Source organism: Opitutus sp. (genome assembly GCA_024998815.1).
Taxonomy (GTDB): domain Bacteria; phylum Verrucomicrobiota; class Verrucomicrobiia; order Opitutales; family Opitutaceae; genus Rariglobus.
Map to the genome: position 1 here is coordinate 90,219 of JACEUQ010000002.1, position 20,032 is coordinate 110,250.

The 20,032-nt window shown below is 62.4% G+C and carries 14 protein-coding genes and 1 pseudogene; 6 read left to right on the plus strand and 9 right to left on the minus strand.

Annotated elements, in window-relative coordinates; translation table 11 throughout:
• Positions 1-46: 46 nt before the first annotated feature.
• A complete protein-coding gene (murJ, locus tag H2170_08275) occupies positions 47-1,633 on the minus strand; it encodes a murein biosynthesis integral membrane protein MurJ (GenBank protein ID MCS6300085.1) in 1,587 nt (528 codons plus the stop codon).
• A gap of 99 nt (positions 1,634-1,732) precedes the next feature.
• Between murJ and H2170_08280 the strand changes: the two genes are divergently transcribed.
• Together H2170_08280 and H2170_08285 are read left to right on the plus strand one after the other, a co-directional pair.
• Positions 1,733-2,764 carry a phosphate acetyltransferase gene (locus tag H2170_08280; GenBank protein MCS6300086.1) on the plus strand — a complete coding sequence of 344 codons (1,032 nt, stop codon included), beginning with the start codon at positions 1,733-1,735 and terminating at the stop codon, positions 2,762-2,764.
• A 50-nt stretch (positions 2,765-2,814) separates the two neighbouring features.
• Positions 2,815-3,987, plus strand: coding sequence for an AAA family ATPase (locus H2170_08285; protein ID MCS6300087.1), 1,173 nt, complete (start codon positions 2,815-2,817; stop codon positions 3,985-3,987).
• Positions 3,988-4,014: 27 nt separating this feature from the next.
• Here the strand turns inward: H2170_08285 and H2170_08290 are convergent, their stop codons facing one another.
• The 3 genes from H2170_08290 to H2170_08300 all read right to left on the minus strand — a co-directional run bounded on the left by H2170_08290 (position 4,015) and on the right by H2170_08300 (position 6,531).
• The gene (locus H2170_08290) at positions 4,015-5,199 is read right to left on the minus strand and encodes a hypothetical protein (GenBank protein MCS6300088.1); all 1,185 of its coding nucleotides are present in this window, start codon (positions 5,197-5,199) and stop codon (positions 4,015-4,017) included.
• Positions 5,196-5,858: a hypothetical protein gene (locus tag H2170_08295; protein MCS6300089.1), complete on the minus strand. Its 663-nt coding sequence runs from the start codon at positions 5,856-5,858 to the stop codon at positions 5,196-5,198. Before H2170_08295 ends, H2170_08290 begins: the two co-directional genes overlap by 4 nt.
• 64 nt (positions 5,859-5,922) lie before the next feature.
• On the minus strand, positions 5,923-6,531 hold the full coding sequence (locus H2170_08300; GenBank protein ID MCS6300090.1) for a DUF4013 domain-containing protein: 609 nt from the start codon (positions 6,529-6,531) through the stop codon (positions 5,923-5,925).
• Between the two features lie 41 nt (positions 6,532-6,572).
• On the opposite strand from H2170_08300, the gene H2170_08305 reads away from it, so the two are divergent.
• Positions 6,573-7,463 (plus strand): polyprenyl synthetase family protein, encoded by an 891-nt coding sequence (locus H2170_08305; protein ID MCS6300091.1) that lies wholly within the window; start codon positions 6,573-6,575, stop codon positions 7,461-7,463.
• Positions 7,464-7,486: 23 nt separating this feature from the next.
• Here the strand turns inward: H2170_08305 and ptsP are convergent, their stop codons facing one another.
• The 5 genes from ptsP to H2170_08330 form a co-directional block, all read right to left on the minus strand.
• Positions 7,487-9,256, minus strand: a complete 1,770-nt coding sequence (gene ptsP, locus H2170_08310; protein MCS6300092.1) for a phosphoenolpyruvate--protein phosphotransferase — start codon at positions 9,254-9,256, stop codon at positions 7,487-7,489.
• Positions 9,257-9,484: 228 nt separating this feature from the next.
• Entirely contained in the window at positions 9,485-12,388 is a 2,904-nt protein-coding gene (gcvP, locus tag H2170_08315) for an aminomethyl-transferring glycine dehydrogenase (protein MCS6300093.1), read from the minus strand.
• Positions 12,389-12,768: 380 nt separating this feature from the next.
• Positions 12,769-13,521, minus strand: coding sequence for a ribonuclease PH (rph, locus tag H2170_08320; GenBank protein MCS6300094.1), 753 nt, complete (start codon positions 13,519-13,521; stop codon positions 12,769-12,771).
• A 114-nt stretch (positions 13,522-13,635) separates the two neighbouring features.
• Positions 13,636-14,283: a carbonate dehydratase gene (gene can / locus H2170_08325; GenBank protein MCS6300095.1), complete on the minus strand. Its 648-nt coding sequence runs from the start codon at positions 14,281-14,283 to the stop codon at positions 13,636-13,638.
• A gap of 220 nt (positions 14,284-14,503) precedes the next feature.
• Entirely contained in the window at positions 14,504-14,836 is a 333-nt protein-coding gene (locus H2170_08330) for a winged helix-turn-helix transcriptional regulator (protein ID MCS6300096.1), read from the minus strand.
• A gap of 65 nt (positions 14,837-14,901) precedes the next feature.
• On the opposite strand from H2170_08330, the gene H2170_08335 reads away from it, so the two are divergent.
• From H2170_08335 to H2170_08345, 3 genes and pseudogenes are all read left to right on the plus strand, one after another.
• The gene (locus H2170_08335; GenBank protein ID MCS6300097.1) at positions 14,902-15,138 is read left to right on the plus strand and encodes a DUF2892 domain-containing protein; all 237 of its coding nucleotides are present in this window, start codon (positions 14,902-14,904) and stop codon (positions 15,136-15,138) included.
• Positions 15,139-15,328: 190 nt separating this feature from the next.
• Positions 15,329-16,426, plus strand: coding sequence for an efflux RND transporter periplasmic adaptor subunit (locus H2170_08340; protein ID MCS6300098.1), 1,098 nt, complete (start codon positions 15,329-15,331; stop codon positions 16,424-16,426).
• A gap of 134 nt (positions 16,427-16,560) precedes the next feature.
• Positions 16,561-17,991, plus strand: a pseudogene (locus tag H2170_08345) (efflux RND transporter permease subunit).
• The last annotated feature ends 2,041 nt before the right edge of the window (positions 17,992-20,032 follow it).

Genomic DNA, 20,032 nt, shown 5'->3' on the forward strand with positions numbered 1-20,032 from the left:
GCAGGTGTCAAACCCCGTTTCAAGTGCGCGCTTGTTCAGGACGCACTCAAGTTCGGCCCAAGCGTCGGCGTACCATCGCCGCCAAATCCTCGCGGCCCTCGATACGGAACACCCAAACCAGGCCCGCATACACCGTCATGCCCACGCCGATGAGCAGCGCCAAACCGGCCGCATCCGCCCAAAGCCCCGGTGCAACCCCGCGCTGCCAGCCCCACCAGCCGCCTGCCACCACCGCGCCCATGAGCAAACTGGCGACGAGCACTTTTCCGGCATCTGCGGCGAGGTGGCTGAAGGCCAAGCCGGGAAGTTTGCGCGCCAGTTTGGCCTGGAGAAACCACGCCTGCACCAAGACCGCGACATTGCTGGCGATCGCCAAGCCCACGGTGGAAAACGGCCCCATGAGCAAAAAGCTCAGCGCCAAGTTAACCAAAAAACTCAAGGCGGCGGCACGCACCGGGGTGGACGTATCCTTTTGCGCGTAAAAGGCCCGCAGTACCAAGTTCACGAACGAAAAAACCGGTAAGCCCAGAGCGAAAACCGCCAACACCGGCACCATCAAGGCGGTGGCTTCGGCATCGAACGCCCCGCGCTGAAACAGCAGCCGGATGATCGGCTCGGCCAGCACCACCATGCCGACGGCCGCCGGCATATTGATGACCAAAATCAGCCGCATTCCCTTGCGGTAGGCGGCAGCCAAATTGGCGTGATCGCCCTGCGCCGCGTATTTTGAAATCAGCGGGAAAACCACCGTGGACACCGCCACCGCAAACACCCCGATCGGCAGCTCCATCAGGCGCGTGGCCAGATTCAACACCGAGGCCGCCGCGTCGTTGAGCGAAAGCCCTACCAGTCGCGAAACCGCCATGTTAACCAGGTAAATCGCCGAGCCGAACAGCGTAGGCACCATCAGTCGCACGATGCTTTTAAAGGGATCGCTCGCGCCCAAGTCGAAGCGCGGACGCCAGCCCTCGCGCATGAGAGCGATGGCCGGCACCGCCATTTGCAAAAAGCCGCCCAGCAAGACACCGGCGCACAACCAGTGCATCGCGCCCGGCTTGTCCTGCGCCCAGCCCAAATAGGCTGCGCCGCCGAGCAGTCCGATCATCGAAAGGTTCAGCCAAATCGGTGACAGCGCCGGCTCCAAAAACCGGTTCAACGTCTGCAAGGTGGCGCTGAATACCGCCGCCAGACACACAAAAATCAGGTAGGGAAACAGCACGACGGCCAAGTCCGCCCCTTGCAGCCAGCGGTGCGTGGTCTCCGCTGATACCCCCCACCCGACCGCGAACTCGGCCAAGCGTCCGGCCTGGCTCAGTCCGAGCATCGCCAAGACGACCACACTTGTGGTGACCACCAGCAGCCAGCTTGTCACTTGGCTGACCAAAACAAACGCCCCTGCGCGCTGTTTTTTCTCCATCTCCTCATGCAGGGTGGGCACCAAAGCGGCGGTCAGCGCGCCCTCGCCGAGCAGGCGGCGAAACAAATTGGGAAGGGTAAAAGCGGATACGAAAGCGGAGTTGAGTGCACCGACGCCGAACACGGTCGTCGTAAGCATGTCGCGCCCCAGGCCCAGCACCCGCGAGACGAGGGTAGCCGAAGCCACGATACCGATGTGCTTGAGGTTTTTGGACACGCGAGGCGTTTTTCGGAGCGGCTAGGCGGGTTAGCAAGTTCTTTACCCTGAACTGGCATTGACGCTGCTAAAAGTGCCACGCAATTTTCCGCATCCCCTATGCCCATCATCCCCAAGTTAATTGAACGTCTGCAGCGCCACCCCAAGCGAATCGTTTTCCCTGAAGGCAACGACCCGCGCATTCTGCAAGCCGCACGCCAGTGGGTCACCCGGCGCATGGGCGCGCCGATTCTGCTCGGCGACCGCGCGGCGATCAAAGCCACTGCGGCCAAGCTCGATATTAACCTGCAGGGCATGCGCCTGATTGAACCCGAGCGCAGCGAAGAATTTGAAGGGCTCGCCAGCCACTTGGAGCAGATTCGCCGATTGAAAGGCGTGCGCAGCACCGAGGCGCGCGAAGCGCTGAAAAACACCAGCTATTACGCCACCATGATGCTGGTCACCGGCCAGGCCGACGCGCTCATTTCCGGCGCCACCATGTCGGCAGCCAGCGGCCTGCGCCCGATTTTCCAGATCGTTCCGCGCTTCGAACACGTGCAAACCGCCTCCTCGCTCATCGTGCTCGATTTCGACGAGAAAAAGGTCGGCAGCGACGGTTCGCTCTTCCTGGCCGACTGCGGCGTCATCCCTGATCCCACCGCCGAGCAGCTCTGTGACATCGCCATTTCCACGGCGATGATCGCCCGTCACCTCACCGGCGAAGTGCCCCGAGTTGCCATGCTCAGTTACGCTTCCAAGAGCGCGTCCAACCACCCCTCGCTCATCAAGGTCCGCCAAGCCACCGAACTGGCCCGCGCCAAGGCCCGTGCCGCCTTCCTCGAAATGGAAATCGACGGCGAACTTCAGGTCGACGCCGCACTCGACGCCGCCGTGGCTGAAACCAAGGGTGTAAGCAGCTCTGTGGCCGGTCATGCCAACGTGCTGGTTTTCCCCGACCTCAACTCGGGCAACATCGCCTTCAAACTCATGCAACACCTCGGTGGTGCCAACGCCTACGGCCAGATCCTCACCGGCCTCACCAAGCCGGCCGCCGAGATCAGCCGCGGTGCCAGCGCCCACGACGTCTTCGGTGCCGCAGCCATCGTCGGCTGTCAGGCCATCGACCGGCGCCTACTCTTCGGCTCCGCCTGACGCTTGCCCTGCCGCAACTAGCGCTCAGCCCAACAAAATCACCCGCAGCCATGAATCCCCCTGCAACCGCCAGCAACAACCCGTTTCTTCAGCCCGCGCAGTCATTATTAACGGCGCCGACCAACAAGGAAATCAAACGGGTGTTTGTGGCGGCGACGCGCATGAACGACGGCAAGACGACCACCTGCCTCGGTCTCTACGGCGCTCTGCAGACGATTTTTCCACGGGTGGGCTTTATTAAACCCGTAGGCCAGCGCTTCGTCAGCGTGCAGGGCGCACAGGTCGATGAGGACCCCTTTCTCTTCGACACGATTTACAACGTGCGTGTGCCCATCCAAAGCATGAGCCCGGTGACCATCGACCCCACCTTCACCCGGCGTTACCTCAAAAACCCGAACGAGCTCCTGCCCGAGTTAAAGAACCAAATCTGCCGGGCGTTTGACCGCGTTTCATGGGAAAAGGATTTCACCTTGATCGAGGGTACCGGCCATGCCGGCGTCGGCTCCGTTTTTGACCTATCAAACGCCAGCGTCGCCAAGCTGCTCAAATCTCCCGTCATCCTGGTGTGCCCAGGCGGAATCGGTCGGCCCATCGACGAAATCGCGCTCAATAAAGCCCTTTTCGACAAGGCCGGTGTCGAGGTGATCGGTGCGATCCTCAACAAGATCGAACCCGATAAAATCGACTACGTGCGTGAATACGCCGGCATCGGACTCAAGCGCCTCGGCGTCCCGCTGCTCGGCCTCCTGCCCGTCGAAAAAATACTCACGGCCCCCAACCTGACGCAGATTGCCGAGGACATTGAAGGCCAGTGGATCAATGGTCGCAAGGGCTGCGCCAAGCAGCGCGTTCACCGCGTCATCATCGGCGCCATGACGGCCAAGGGCATCGTTGATTACCTCACTCCGGGCACGCTGATCATCACCCCCGGCGATCGCGACGACATCATCCTCGCGGCCATTTCCAGTGCCCGCCTAGCCGGTAGCACCACCATCGCGGGCCTCATTCTCACCAACAACATCCAGCCTCACCCCAAGTTGGTCGAATTGCTGGCCCAAACCGACATCCCCGTAATCGCCGCCAAGGGTGAAAGCTACACCGTCACCTCGACGATCAACCGCATGACGGTGAAAACCCAGCCGCAGGACACCGACAAGATCCCGGTCATCAAAAACCTGATCATGAACAACATCGATTTGCCCAGCCTGATCGCGAAGCTTTAAAAGCACGCCCCGGGCGGAACAGTTCAACTACTGGCGTGGGGCGGTATCGAGGATCGCCCCGACCGTGTCGTCCAGTTCCCGCGCATCATTGGAATCACGCTCGAACTGGACTAACGCAGCCTTGGCTGCCGACTCCTTGCCCTTCTGGGCCGCCTCGTAAAGCCGCCCCAAAGACACCATCGCGTTGGCGTAAAACGGATGGATTGCCGGTAGCGTTAACCGAATCTGCTGACTGCGTTCCCCCAGCTCGTGCTGAACCCACGGCTCGCGGCGAAGTCGGGAGAGTTCACCCAACGGCACAACGAGCTCTTGGCCCTGCCGCACCCCGAGCCACCGACTGCGATCGGCCAGCCACGCACGGGATTCGCTCGCCGTCATTATAGGCAGACTCCGCTTTTTAGCCTGATGATAGAAACCCGTCTGCCACCACAGCTCCATGTCGGCAGCATTCGCCCAAAGCCCCGAGTAGATCCGCGGGAGCGTATCCAGTGCAGGGGCACCACCCAAAATCCCGCGTAACCACTGTTGCCACTGGGTTCCATCACTCGACTCCGCCTGCAACTGTAAGAGTAGCCAGAGCGCCGCCAACTCCCGCTCTCGCGACTCCCCTACCCCGCGCTCCCACTGCAACACCGACGCCAGCGACGGTGCCGCGGCGAGACGAACGGAATCCTGCTGAAACATATCCATAATAGCCGGACGCTCCTTTGCGCGGCTCAACCCTGCACACGCGTGTTCCAGCCACAACGGCACGGTGAGCGAGCTGGTTACCCCGTACCCCGATACCGCCTGCCGCATCAACAAACCATGGACCAACGCCCGCCTTAACACGTTGGCATCCACCCCGGCCTCCCAACGCACCCGCACGGTGACCATTCCAGGGGTTGCCACCGTTACCGTGAAGGCCGTCGGCGCACTCCACTGTGCAGCCGGGACCAAACGCACACTCACGGGCGTATTAAAACCGTCCACAGGAAGCCTCAACGGTTCAGCCAACGCCCCCCACACCGCGCGGCCCAAAACGAGCGCCAAACGCGCGTCCGCCGCATCCATGACAATGATCTCAAACTGCCCGGGCCGCGTATAAAACACACGCGGCGTCGGCCCCGTTTTCAGCGCGCTCGGCGGTGCGTCCGCTTCCTCGGTTGCGCCAGCCACGCCACCCAGCGCACACACCACGAGCCCCAAAATAAAGAGCCTCAGGCGAATCACGGCACGATGATGTGCACCGCACTATCCTCGACCGCCACCAGTTTCAAGTTACGCCACATCGCGGTCAGCTCCTCGGGCAGTTTTTGGGCCGCCAATGCGCGCTGAATGATCAGCTGGGGCAATCCCGGAACTTTGTGCGTGGGCAGCGAACCGATGTACAATTCATCGGCGGTAAACTCGAAGCCATTGGCTCCGGGAACAAACTTGCCCCGCGCCTGAATCACGAAGGGGTGGGTCATCTCAAACGCCTGAAATTTCCCGGCGATGCCAACCTGCATAACGCCATCGCGAATACGGAAATTCACCCATTCCGGAACCACCACCTTCGATGGATCAGCGGGCGCTTTAGCCGTCGCACTCGCCACCCATGCATTCAGCTCCTCCTCGTTGAAAACCACATCCGCAGCACCACCCGCGGACAGCAGCTGCTGTTTACGAGACCACTGACGCGACTTCGAACTGTTGACCTCTCCTTTCACAAAATAGACATCGGCGGCGACCAAGGCCTCGGGCGGTTTGGTCAAGATCTCGACCGGCTTGAGCATCAAATACAAAGATCCCAGTGCAACACCGAGCCCGATGCCCATCAGGGCGCCCAGCGTGACTTCAATCGGTCCAGGGCCGTTGAGCGCGCGATCAATCCGTTTTTGTGAAGCCATATTGGGTAGGGGTATAAAATTATAAGTGAGGGTCTAACCGCTATCCGGAATCGGACACGCAAGCTCAACCACGAATCCGCGCCTTGCGCGACTCTTCAACGAAGCGATATGAAACCGCATAGTAAGACCAACTCGCTGCCAGACCGACAAAAACGGTGAATGTCATCAAGGGGTAGCCAGCGACCAAAAAGCCGATCAAGGCAAAGGTCGGCACCCAAAAATAGAGCTTGGTCGAGCGCAGCATCGCCACCAGCACACCAAGGCGAAACGCATCACGGAATTCCTCATTGCGCTGGTACTGATAAATGCCGGCCACCGTGAGCGGCCCCGCTAACATCACCGCCGGCACCAAGGGCAGATAAATAAACGCCCCGTAGTTGAGGAAAAAATGCAGGGGCCAAACCAGCACCCACGCCGTCAAAATCGGCACCACGCCGAGCACTAAAAAAATGGCAAAGGCCGCCATTCCGTTCGTGAAAAGGCGGCGCCAATCCCCCCACTCAGGGAAATCAAGGTCCTCACCGCGACGGGCCTGCTCGACCATGTTGTACAAGTAGCCGAACGCTAAAAAATGGGCGACCGGGATGATCAACAACAACGCCCCGACAACAGCTTTGAGAAACCACGACTGGTCGGAAAAGAGGCGTTTGCAAACTTGTTCGAGGGAAGGCATTGCGGAGGGCGAATATTTCCCGCGAAACTAGCCACCTGCCGATGGACATCTCAATCAAATTAAACCAGCTGATCGCCCAGGTCGAAACCGCCATCGACCAACTCGTGCCCGCGTACGCTGATGGCGACGCCGGCCCAGCGCGTATCCACGACGCCATGCGCTACAGCCTGCAAGCCGGAGGCAAACGCCTGCGGCCTGTTTTGGCTCTTTCTGCCGCCTCTCTTTTCCGCCCCAGCGCCTCCGCCCTGCCCGCCGCCATCGCGTTGGAGTGCATCCACACGTATTCCCTCGTTCACGACGACCTGCCCTGCATGGACAACGACGACCTGCGTCGAGGTCGCCCCACGGCCCACCGCCAATTTGACGAAGCCACCGCGCTGCTCGCCGGCGACGCGCTCCTCACCCAGGCCTTTGTGCTCCTCGCCACTCATTACAGCGCAACACCCCGACTCGCCACCACCCTGGTCGCCGAGCTGGCCGACGCCGCTTCCGGTTCCCGCTTGGTCGGCGGTCAAATGCAGGACCTCTTGGCCGAGAAAAAAAACAACGCCACCGCCTCCGAGCTCGACTACATCCACCTCAACAAAACCGCCGCCATGCTGGAAGCCTCGCTGGTCATGGGCGGACTGGTGGGCGAGGCCGATTCCAACGCCTTGGCCAACCTCCGCAGCGCCGGCCGCCACCTCGGACTGGCGTTTCAAATCATCGACGACGTGCTCGATGCCACCGCTGACAGTGCGACCCTCGGCAAGACCGCCGGCAAGGACGCCAAGGCCGGCAAGACAACCTATGTAAGCCTCCACGGGATCAAAACCGCCCGCCGATTGGCCCAGGAGCAAACCGATGCCGCGCTGGCTTCCCTGCGCTCGCTCCCCGGCGACACCGCGTTCCTCGTTCAACTCGCGCAGTCCCTTTTGACCCGCGTAAAGTGACCCGCCGTTAGCGCGCCGGCGGATTACGACACCTTCACCCGCATACGGCTGAACTCTTCGCACAGCGTCAAAATCTCCTTGGCCGAGGTCATCTTAAGCGCTTCGGCGGCGAGTTTTTGCGCGTCACTTAGATTCATCGAGCGGATCAGGTATTTGACCGCGGGAATCAGCGGCGGGGACATGCTCAGCTCATCAATCCCGAGGCCAAGCAGCAGCGGCGCATAAACCGCGTCGCCCGCCATCTCGCCACAGACACTGACCTTTATTTTCTGGCTGTGCGCCTGCTCCACCACCGACTTGAGGGTGCGAATGACCGCCGGATGCGTCGGCTCGTAAAGGTGGGCGATCTTATCGTTCACCCGGTCGATCGCCAAAAGGTACTGGATCAGGTCGTTGGTCCCGATGCTGAAAAAGTCGCAATCACGCGCCAGCAAGTCGGCGGTGATCGCCGCACTCGGGATTTCAATCATCGTGCCCACCTGGAGATTCGGGTTGAAGGCGATCTTGCGCGTCGTGAGCTCCTCCTTGCACTCCGCGAGAACGGCGTTGGCGCGGGCCAATTCCTCGCGACCGCTGATCATGGGATACATCAGGCGAATTTCGCCGTGGATGCTGGCGCGCAGAATGGCGCGCAACTGATCCTTGAAAATCTTCGGGTTATCCAAGCAGAAGCGGATCGCCCGGTAGCCCAGGAAGGGGTTGTCCTCCTTCGGGAAAAGATGAGCGTGACCGGCCATGGGCTTGTCGCCGCCAAGATCGAGTGTCCGGATGACGACGGGGGCCGGAGCGAGTGCCTCGGCAATGGCCTTGTAGGCGAGGTACTGCTCGTTCTCGCTCGGGATCCGCCCCGAGCTGAGATAAAGAAACTCCGTGCGGAACAGCCCCACGCCGTCTGCAAGATACTCTTTCACCAAACCGGCTTCATCCACCTTTTCGATGTTGGCTCGCAGCGCGATCGCCACCCCATCGAGGGTAATGGCAGGACGGCGATTGGCCTCCATCAGACGTTGCTCATAGCCTTTTTTCTGAAGCTGGATCTGCCCGTAACGAAAAAGCGTTTGCTGCGACGGGTTGATGATCACCACGCCTTCGTACCCATCCACCAAAAGCCAGTCACCGGACTGAACCTGCGTAGTCAAATCCCGGAGACCGACCACCGCCGGCACCTTCATCGAGCGGGCAACGATCACCGCATGACTGGTCTTGCTTCCGGAATCCGTGACGATCGCGAGCGCCTGAGAACTATCAATGCCCGCCGCATCGGACGGGGATACATCGTTGGCGACGACCACCCGTTTCTCCACCAACTGGCTAAGATTTTGACTCGACTGACCGAGAAGATTTTGGAGCACACGTTGAGCCACGTCGCGGATGTCGCAGGCGCGTTCACGCAGGTACTCGTCGTCGATCTCGGCGAAGGCCTTGATGTAACGCTGCGAGACCTTGTCGAAGCAGGTTTCGATGTTTTTCCCTGAGGTCTCGAACTCGCGAATCGTCTCAGAAATGAGCGCTTGGTCCTCTAAAACCAAAAGATGGGCATCGAAAATCTGGGCCTCCTCGGCGCCGAGATTTTTGTCCACCTCGGCCATGATTTTTTGGATCTGCTGGCGCGTGACGACGATTGCCTGTTCGAAACGCGTGATCTCAGCCCCGTGATTTTCGAGCTCAATATCGTAGGAGGGAACCTCCACATCGCTCTGAATATACAAAAACGCCTGCCCATAAACAATTCCGTGCGAGGCGGATATGCCTTGCACCAATGTCTCGGGTTTAACGGGTTTTGCCGCGGGCATTAAGGTGGAGTCGGTGGGTCGGGGCTGACCTCATGACGCACTCCGATAACGACTTCGCGTTGCGCTGGGTCAACTCGCTTTTGTCACCGAAACCGGTGTTTTTCTGTCTGAAGGCGCGTTTCATGCCAGGCGGTCCATTCGCGCTCCCAAAAAAAAGACCAGCCCCCGACGCGTGCGCGGGGGGCTGGTCTTGAGGATTTGGGCGGAGCGTATCGCGCCCTTTTTCGCTTACTTCACCTCGGCGTACGCCTCCATGCCGGCGCACGAGCAGATCAGGTTGCGGTCGCCATAAACGTTATCCACCCGACCCACCGCCGGCCAGAACTTCGATTGGCGCACGAACTCGCTGGGGAAGGCCGCCGTCTGGCGCGAATAGCTCCGCGTCCAGGTGTCGGCCGTCACCACTTTGGCGGTGTGCGGGGCGTGTTTGAGCGGGTTGTCCAGCTTGTCGGACTGGCCGTTAACCACCGCCTGCATCTCGGCGTGGATCGAGATCATCGCCTCACAGAAACGGTCCAGCTCGACCTTCGTTTCGCTCTCGGTCGGCTCGATCATGAAGGTGCCGGGCACGGGGAACGACAGGGTCGGCGCGTGGTAACCGTAGTCCATCAGGCGCTTGGCGGCGTCCTCGGCCTCGATGCCGTGCTTTTTCCAGCCGCGCAGGTCGACGATGCACTCGTGAGCCACCAGGCCGGTGGCACCGCGGTACAGCACCGGGAAATACTTTTCCAGGCGGGCGGCGACGTAGTTGGCGTTGAGGATGGCGATCTTCGTGGCCTGCGTCAGCCCGACCGGGCCCATCATGCGAATGTACATCCACGAAATAACCAAGATCGAGGCGCTGCCCCAGGGAGCGGCCGAAACCGCGCCGAGGTGGCGGCGGCCTTTGTCGTGAACCGGGGAAACCACCACGTGTCTTGGCAGGAACGGCGCGAGGTGCGCCGCCACGCCGATCGGGCCCATGCCGGGACCGCCACCGCCGTGCGGAATGCAGAAGGTTTTGTGCAAATTCAGGTGGCAAACGTCGGCGCCGATGTGGCCGGGCGAGGTCAGGCCGACCTGGGCGTTCATGTTGGCGCCGTCCATGTAAACCTGGCCGCCGGCGGCGTGAACTTGGGCGCAGATGTCTTTGATCGAGGTCTCGAACACGCCGTGAGTCGACGGATAGGTGATCATCACCGCGGCGAGGTTTTTGGCGTGGGTGGCGATCTTGGCTTGGAGGTCGGCCACGTCGATGTTGCCAGAGGCGTCGCAGGCCACGGGCACGACTTGGTAACCGCACATGGCGGCGGTGGCCGGGTTGGTGCCGTGGGCGCTGGTCGGGATCAGGCAGATGTTGCGGTGATCGTCGCCGCGTGACTCGTGGTAGGCGCGAATCACCAGCAGGCCGGCGTATTCACCTTGGGAGCCGGCGTTGGGCTGAAGCGAGACGGCGGCAAAACCGGTGATTTCGGTCAACCACGCTTCGAGGTCGGCAAACAACTGCGCGTAACCCTTGGTCTGGTCGGCCGGGGCGAACGGGTGCAGTTGGCCAAACTCGGGCCAGGAGACGGGGAACATCTCGCTGGTGGCGTTGAGCTTCATGGTGCACGAGCCGAGCGAGATCATCGAGTGAACAAGCGACAAATCCTTGGCTTCGAGGCGCTTGATGTAGCGCAGCATCTCGTGCTCGGTGTGGTAGCGGTTGAACACCGGGGCGGTCAAAAACGGCGTGGTGCGGGCGTGCGGGGCGTCGAAGCCCACGCGCTCCACGTCGGAGGCGTGCGGGGCGCGGGTGGTGCCAAACAGCGCGATCAGCGACTCGACTTGCTCCAGCGTGGTCGTCTCGTCGAGCGAGATACCGAGGGAGGAGGCGTCGATTTGGCGCAGGTTGATTTTATGCGCGAGGGCGTCGGCGTTGATCTTGGCGGCGTAAATGTTGCCCACCGTGAGGGTGTCGAACACCGGCTCGGCGTTCACCGTCGCACCCGCAGCGCGCAGGCCGGCGGCGAGCAGTTCGGTTAACGCTTGCACGCGGCGGGCGATTTTCTTGAGGCCGTCGGGGCCGTGGTAAACCGCGTACATCGAGGCCATGACCGCCAGCAGCACCTGGGCGGTGCAGATGTTGGACGTGGCCTTGTCACGGCGGATGTGTTGCTCGCGCGTGCCGAGCGCCAAGCGCATGGCGGGGTCGCCATTGGCGTCCTTGGACACGCCGACCAGACGGCCGGGCATCTGGCGCTTGAAGGAATCCTTGGTGGCCAAAAACGCGGCGTGGGGTCCGCCGAAGCCCATGGGCACGCCGAAACGTTGGGCCGAGCCCACGGCGACATCGGCACCGAATTCGCCGGGGGCGCGCAGGAGGGTGAGGGCCAGCAGGTCGGTGGCGACGATGGTGAACGCACCGACGGCGTGGGCGGCGGCGAAAAACGCCTCGAAATTATGGATACTGCCGGTGGTGTCGGGGTATTGCACCAGCACGCCGAAGGTGCCGGCGGTGGGGGCGAAGCTGCGGTGGTCGCCCACAAGCACCTCGATGCCGAGGGGAATGGCGCGGGTTTTAACGATGTCGATGGTCTGAGGGTGGCACTTTTCGGAAACGAAAAACGCGCGGTGGGCAGCCGTGTCGCCCTCCTTAAGGCGGTGGCACATCATCATGGCTTCAGCGGCGGCGGTGCCCTCGTCGAGCATGGAGGCGTTGGCGATTTCCATGCCGGTCAGGTCGGTGACGAGCGTCTGGTAATTGAGCAGCGCTTCGAGGCGGCCCTGGGCGATCTCGGCCTGGTAGGGCGTGTAGGCGGTGTACCAACCTGGGTTCTCCAAAATGGTGCGCTGGATGACGCCCGGGGTGTGGGTGTTGTAGTAACCCATGCCGATGTGGCTGCGGTAGATGTGGTTCTGGACGGCGAGGGAGCGCAGTTCGGCGAGGGCGGCGGCTTCGCCGAGGGCGGCCGGCAGGTCCATGGCATCGCGGCGGATGTGGGGTGGCACGGTGGCGTCGACCAAGGCGTCGAGGGACGGCTCGCCGAGTTCTTTGAGCATGGAGGCCTGTTCGGCGGCATCGGGGCCGTTGTGGCGGCGGGCAAAGGAGTCGGTCGGAGCGAGCAACTCGGAGAGCGTGGAGGCGGACGAAGCGGCGGCGGATGCGGGCATAAAAAAAGACCCTAGGCGCGAGCCCCAGTCCGGCAAATGGATTTTGGGGCTGGGGCGGGGTTTTCGCAGTGAGCGCCTGGAGAGCGGGGCGCGCAACGAGGCGTGCGGGTGTTTTTAATCAGATTCAGATCTTCGACGGGTATCACAGAGCCGAGCCGGAGCGCCGAACCCAAGATGCCGATTTTTTAACCGCGAAGACGATCCGAAGGCTCGCGAAGCGGATAAATCCAATTGATCGACAAGTAATTGCGTTTTTCTTCGCGCAACTTCGCGAGCCTTCGCGGTTAAAGGGATCGATGCCTTAGTTTTTGTGTCATTTTGTGGTTTTCGTGGCCAATGGTTTGGGGGCGCCCCCATCGAAAACGCAAAAAAATAACCGCTTAAAACTTCAGCAACTGCTTGCTCAAGAAAGCCGTCTGCAGCGCGCTGATCTCCTTTATACCCTTTTGCGCGAGCGCAATCAGGCTGAGCAACTGTTCGTGGGTGTAGGTGGCCTCTTCGCCGCTGCCTTGCACTTCCACAAACTTGCCCTGGCCGGTCATAACGATGTTAAAATCCACCTCGGCGCCCTTGTCTTCCACGTAGGGCAGGTCGAGCAACTCGCGCCCTTCAAACAGGCCCACGCTCACCGCCGCGACGCTGTCCACCAACGGGTTTTCGGGAATGCGTTTGGCATCGAGCAGCGTCTGAATCGCCAGACGCGCCGCCAAATACGCCCCGGTGATCGACGCGGTGCGGGTGCCGCCATCGGCCTGAAGCACGTCGCAGTCGATCCACAGGGTGTTCTCGCCCAATTTCTTAAGATCCAAAACGGCGCGCAGCGAGCGGCCGATCAGGCGCTGGATTTCGACGGTGCGGCCGTCGAGTTTGCCGCGGGAAATATCGCGCTGTTTACGCTCATGCGTGCTGTAGGGCAAAAGCGAGTATTCAGCGGTGAGCCAGCCGCCGGGCACGCGCTGTTGTTTCATCCATCCCGGTACCTTCGGCTCAATGGTGGCGGCGCAAATCACGCGGGTGTTGCCAAACGACACCAGCACCGAGCCGGTGGCGTGCGGGGCGATGCCGGACTCAAAGGTGATGGTGCGGAGCTGATCGACCTTGCGGCCGTCGGAGCGGAGGGCGGATGACGTCATGGGGCGGCAACGGTGCGGAGCGGGTGAGCGCACCGCCACCGAAAAATCACCCCACGTGCGCCCAAACCAGCGGACCGCAGCTCGCGGCCTGCGGACGAGGCCCGCTGCGAGGCGTCAAACTTGGAGTGCGGCAACGGCTGCTTTGTAGCTGACGGCAGCCTCGCCGATACTGGCGGCCGAGCACTTCAAATTACGTAAGTGGCCGTCCTTGAGTCCGTAGATTAAGCCATGAACCGTCACAACTTGGCCGCGCTCCCAGGCGTCGCGAACGATGGAGGTTTTGCACACGTTATCGACCTGCTCGATGACGTTAAACTCACACAGACGCGCGTATTGAGCGTCCTGATCCGGCAACCGGCACAGGCACATATCGTGCTTTTCCTTTACGTCTTGGACGTGGCGTAACCAGTTGTCGGACAAGCCCACCTTATCGCACCGCAGCGCCGCGCGCACGCCGCTGCAACCATAGTGCCCCACGACGATGATATGCTTAACTTTGAGCACATCGACGGCGAACTGGATAACCGAAAGACAGTTTAAATCAGTGTGAACCACCACGTTGGCAATATTCCGGTGAACGAAAAGCTCGCCTGGAAGGAGGCCCACAATCTCGTTGGCAGGCACGCGGCTGTCGGAGCAGCCGATCCACAGGTATTCCGGATTCTGCTGACGGGCGAGTTTGCCGAAAAACTCCGGATCGCTTTCGCGAATCTTATCCGCCCATAGCTTGTTTTGATCAAAGAGGTGTTGCAGCGATTCCATACAGTGGCGGCAAGGTTTTGCGCGACGCGTGGCTTGTCGATGCTTAATCCCGAGCCCCTCCCCACCCGTTCCCGCAGTCTAAGCGCAGCCCGCAGTGACGAACGCAGCGGCCGCTTTCATTTCCCCATATCGCGAAATAGTAAATAATCCCATGCCCACCGGCCAAAAACCGCAAGTAGCGCGCCGAAGCCGCCGCGCTACTCGCGACTTTCGCCACCGCTCACCTAAACACCTTAGCCCGCGCCTGGTTCTGCTGGTCGATACTCCCGCAGACCAATTCGCAAAGCTGGAAAATCGACGGATCGGCGATCGCATAAAACACCTGCAACCCTTCCTTGCGCCGGCTGACCAACCCCGCCTCGGCCAGCGTCTGCAAATGCCGCGACACGTTGGCCTGGGTCCCCGCCGCCGCCTCCGCCAGCGCGCCCACCGACTTCTCCCCGTCAAACAAAGCCTGCAACAACCGCAGCCGCATCGGCTCGGCCAACACCGCAAACCGCCGCGCCACCAACCCCAGCGCTTCGTCACTCAAGGGACTCTTTTTCTTGGCCATGACGGCAACCAAACGGCCTCTTGACTTAATTTCAAGCAAATGCGTATATGCGTAAACACTCAAATATGAAGCCCGACTCCTTTATCCGTGTTCTCGCCGGCGTCATGGTGCTGGTCAGCGTCGCCCTGGCGCACTTCGTGAGTTCCTGGTGGCTGCTGTTCACCTGCTTCATCGCGCTCAACCTGATCCAGTCGGCCTTCACCGGCTTTTGCCCGCCGGAGTGGGCCGCACGCAAACTGGGTCTGGTTAAACCCGCCTCAGAGGACCGCCGCGGTTCTCTGCAATCGCCCAAACGCGCTTAACACTAATTAGCGTTCAAGCTGGGGTTAACGACATCCTTAAACTCACGCTCAAGGCCACACTTTTCGAGACCACACGACCTAGTGGCCTTGAGCGTGAGCTCAAGGAGTTTACCCAAAGACATCCACGCCCCCATGAACCAGGGTAAATAAGCACAACTTGAACACTAATCGGCACACTATAAAAGCCACCATGAACGCCCCCACCCGCCGGATTGTCTTCGCCCTTGCCGCTCTTGTCAGTGCCCTCCTCTCCGGCTGCTATCGCTCGGCCTCCTCCCGCACCGCCAACACCTCCGACGAGGCCGGAGCGCCCCTCGCCGTCCGCGTGGCCCAAGTGCAGTCGGTTAACCTCCCCCGCACCCAGCCGGTCGCCGGCACACTCCGTCCGCTCGATCACGCCGTCCTCGCCACCAAGATCATGGGCACGGTCACCCGCGCCGATTTCACCGTCGGCCAGTCCGTCGCCGCCGGGGAGACCCTCGTCACGTTGTCCGCCGACGAAATCACCGCCCGTCTCGCCCAGGCCCAGTCCGGGCTCGATGCGATCCTGCGCGAACAGGCCCGCGAAACCACCCTGCGCGACCAGGGCGTCTCGCCCGCCGACACCGTGCTCACCCTCGCCGACCGCCGCCGCAGCGCCGAAGCCGCCGTGCGCGAGGCCCAGAGTCTGCAAAATTACACCCGCGTGACCGCGCCCTTTGCCGGCGTGATCACCCGCAAACTCATCCAACTCGGCGACCTCGCCCTGCCCGGAACCCCGCTGCTGGAAATCGAGGGCACCACCGACCTGCGCGCCGAAGTCGACGTGCCCGCCTCCCTCCCACTCCCGCCCCTCGGCACCGAGCTGCGCGTGGTGTTCACCACCGGCGAAACCACCGGCACGCTCACGGAAATCTCACCCGCCGCCGATCCGCTGACCCGCACCCGCCACGCCAAAATCACCCTGCCCGCAACCGCAGCTTCAGCAGCCGCAGCCAACTCGGCCAACGCCAGCACGCCCGACGCAAAGCCCGCCGCCCGCTCGGGCGACTTCGTCCGCGTGCTCTGGCCCGCCGGTGAATCCGCCGCCGCCCTCACGGTGCCCGCCGAGGCGGTCAGCCCGTTTGGGCAAATGGAGCGCGTCTTCGTCCGCACCGAGGGCCGCGCCCAACTCCGGCTGATCAAAACCGCCGGTGCCGCCGCGACCGGCCGACTGCTCGTCAGCGCCGGTCTGGAGGCCAACGAAACCGTCATTCTCGCCCCGCCCGCCTCGTTGCGCGACGGCCAGCCAGTGGAGGCCCAGCCGTGAGCGAAACACCCATTCCCTCGCCCGCGCCAACGCCCTCGCCCGCGTCCTCGCCGGAACCGCGTTTCGGTTTAGCCGGACGCCTGGCCGCCTTGGCGGTGAGTTCCAAACTCACCCCCATCGCCGTCATCGCGTCGATGTTACTCGGCCTGTTTGCCGTGCTCCAACTCCCGCGCGAAGAGGAGCCGCAGATCAAAGTCCCGATGGTGGACGTGCTGGTGGCCATGCCCGGCGCCACGCCCACCGAGACGGAAAACCGCGTCACCCGCCCGCTGGAAAAACTCCTCTGGGAGATCCCCGGGGTCGAATACCTCTACTGCACCACCTCGCCCGGCCAGGCGATGGTCGTGGTGCGTTTCGTCGTCGGCACCGACATCGAAGCCGCCCTGGTGCGCCTCAACCAGAAACTCCAGACCAACGCCGACCGCATCCCCACCGGCGTGTCCGCCCCGCTCGTCAAACCGCGCACCATCGACGACGTGCCGATCCTCGCGCTGACCCTGCACAGCCGCACCCACGATCACCTCACCCTGCGCCGTCTGGCGTTGCAGGTGGAGGAAGCCGTCAAAGCCGTGCCCGAGGTCGCCGAGACCACCCTGATCGGCGGCGCGCGCCGCGCCCTGCGCATCGAACTCGACCCCGCCGCGTTGTCGGCGCGCGGACTCACCGTCACCGAAATCGCCCCCGCGCTGCAGGCGGCCAACCGAATCCAGCCCGCCGGCTCGCGTCCCTTTGTTAACCGCGAGGTTTTGCTGGAAACCGGCACCTTTTTGCACGACGCGACCGACGCCGGCGCGGTGGTGCTGGGCGTGTTTTTGGGCAAACCGGTTTATCTGCGCGACGTGGCCACTATCCGCGACACCGCCGCCGAGCCGACCGACACCGTGCTGTTCGGTTCGCGCGACCGCGACGTCGAGGCGGCCGTCACCCTGAGTCTGGCCAAGCGCCCCGGAGCCAACGCCATCGCCGTGGTTGAGCGCGTGCTGGCCCAGGTCGAAAAACTGCGCGGCACGCTCCTGCCCGCCGACGTCGAAATCGCCATCACCCGCGACTACGGCCACACCGCCGCCGAGAAGAGCAACGAGCTACTCCTGCACATGGGCATCGCCGTCTTTGGGGTGGCCGTGCTCATCCTGCTTTTTCTCGGCTGGCGCGAATCGCTGGTCGTGTTGTTAGCCATCCCAGCGACGCTGGCGCTGACCCTCCTGGTGTTTTACCTCTACGGCTGCACGCTGAACCGGATCACGCTCTTCGCGCTGATCTTCTCGATCGGCATTTTGGTCGATGACGCGATCGTGGTGGTGGAAAACATCGTCCGTCACCAACGCCTGCCGGGTGCGGAGAAAAAGACCCTCGGCCGCGTCGCCCTAGAAGCGGTAGACGAAGTGGGCAACCCCACGATTTTGGCGACCTGGGCGGTGATTGCGGCAATTCTGCCGATGGCGTTCGTCGGCGGGTTGATGGGCCCCTACATGCGTCCAATCCCGATCGGATCGACCGCCGCGATGCTCTTTTCCCTGGTGATCGCCTTCACCATCACGCCCTGGGCCGCAGTCCGCGTCCTGCGCCGCCGGACGCAGCCCCAAAAAAAGTGTCACCTATTAGGTGACACTTCTGCCTCACCATCCCCCTGCGTCACCTCGCCGCCCTCCCCTGAAGCATCCCCGCAGGCGAATTCGCCGTGTCACCTATTAGGTGACACTTCCGCCTCACCATCCCCCTGCGTCACCTCGCCATCCCCCCCTGATGCAGCGCCGACGGCGCAGGCACAGTGTCACCTATTAGGTGACACTTCTGCCACTGCTTACTCCGCTAAAAACCGCCCGCTTTCTTTGCAAACGGCCCTACCCCAACCGGTGAAGTGTCACCTAATAGGTGACACTTTTGATTCCGGTACCATCGCCGGGGCCAGGGTCGGCACAGGGGCATGCGCGAGTGCTGGCGCGGGGGCGCAGCCGGCGAGCCTTGCGCCCCACGATCCCGACCACGCGCCGTCGGACTGGTTTACCCGACTTTACCACCGGATCATGGAGCCGCTCCTCGCCCACGCCAAATGGCGTTGGGCCTTCCTCGGCGGCATCGTCGCCCTCCTGCTCGGCTCCGTCGCCTTCGTGCTCACCGGTGCCGTCACCATTAAAATGCTCCCCTTCGACAACAAGTCGGAGTTCCAAATCATCCTCAACACACCCGAGGGCACCACCCTCGAACAGACCACCCGCATTGCCCTGGAAATGGCCGCGGCCGTCCGCACCCAGCCCGAGGTGCGCGATTACCAAATCTACGCCGGCACCGCCTCACCGTTTAACTTCAACGGTCTGGTCCGCCACTACTTCATGCGGCGCGGCGCCAACGTCGCCGACATCCAGGTCAACCTGGTGCCCAAGGGCGACCGCGCCGACCAGAGCCACGCCATCGCCAAACGCACCCGCGCTCTGGTCGCGCCCATCGCGGCGCGTTACGGTGCCGCCGTGGCCGTCGCCGAGGTGCCGCCCGGCCCGCCCGTGCTCCAGTCTCTCGTCGCTGAAATCTACGGCCCCGACGAAACCCAGCGCCTCGCCCTCGCCCGCGAGGTGCGTGGCTTGTTGGAGAAAACCAAGGGCGTGGTGGACATCGACTGGTATGTGGAGGCCGACCAGCCGAAAACCCGCTTCGTCGTTGACCAAGAAAAGGCCGCCTTCCACGGCATCACGGAAGCCGATATCGCTAGGACCGTCGCGTTCGGCGCGCAGGGACAGACGATCGACTTGCTCCACCTGCCCGCCGAACGCGAAGACGTGCCGGTCATCCTGGAAATCGCCCCGGCCGACCGCGCCGATCCGAGCGCGCTGCTGGCCCTCGGTGTGCGCTCGAGCTCGCGGCAGACCGCCCCGGCCATCGCGTTGTCCGAACTCGTTACCCTGAAAACCGAGACCGGCCCGCGCTCGCTTTACCGCAAAAACCTCAAACCCGTCACCTACGTCACCGCCGACGTGGCCGGCGCGGTGGAAAGCCCCGCCTACGCCCTGATCCCGCTGCATTTTGAGTTAATGAAACTCGACGCCCGCCGCTTCGGCGGCAGCGAGGCGGATTTGCCCATTTACCACCTCAACGTCCCCACCGACGACCTTGGGCCGGCGCTGAAATGGGACGGCGAGTGGCACATCACGTTGGAGGTGTTTCGCGACCTCGGGTTGGCCTTCGCCGTGGTGCTGGTACTCATCGCCATGCTAATGGTCGGCTGGTTCAAGAGCTACGTGACGCCGCTGGTGGTGATGGCGGCGATTCCGTTTTCGCTGATCGGCATCCTGCCCGCGCACTGGGCTCTGGGGGCGTTTTTCACCGCCACCTCGATGATCGGATTCATGGCCGGCGCCGGGATCGTGGTGCGAAACTCCATCATTCTGGTGGATTTCATCGAACTGCGCCGCTCGCACGGACTGCCGCTGCGCGAGGCGGTGGTCGAAGCCGGCGCGGTGCGCTTCCGGCCGATGCTGCTCACGGCGCTGGCGGTAATCGTCGGGGCGAGCGTGATTTTGGCCGACCCGATTTTTCAAGGCCTGGCGATCAGCCTGATGTTTGGCGAAATCGCCTCGTTACTCATCAGCCGGATGGCGGTCCCTGTGCTCTACT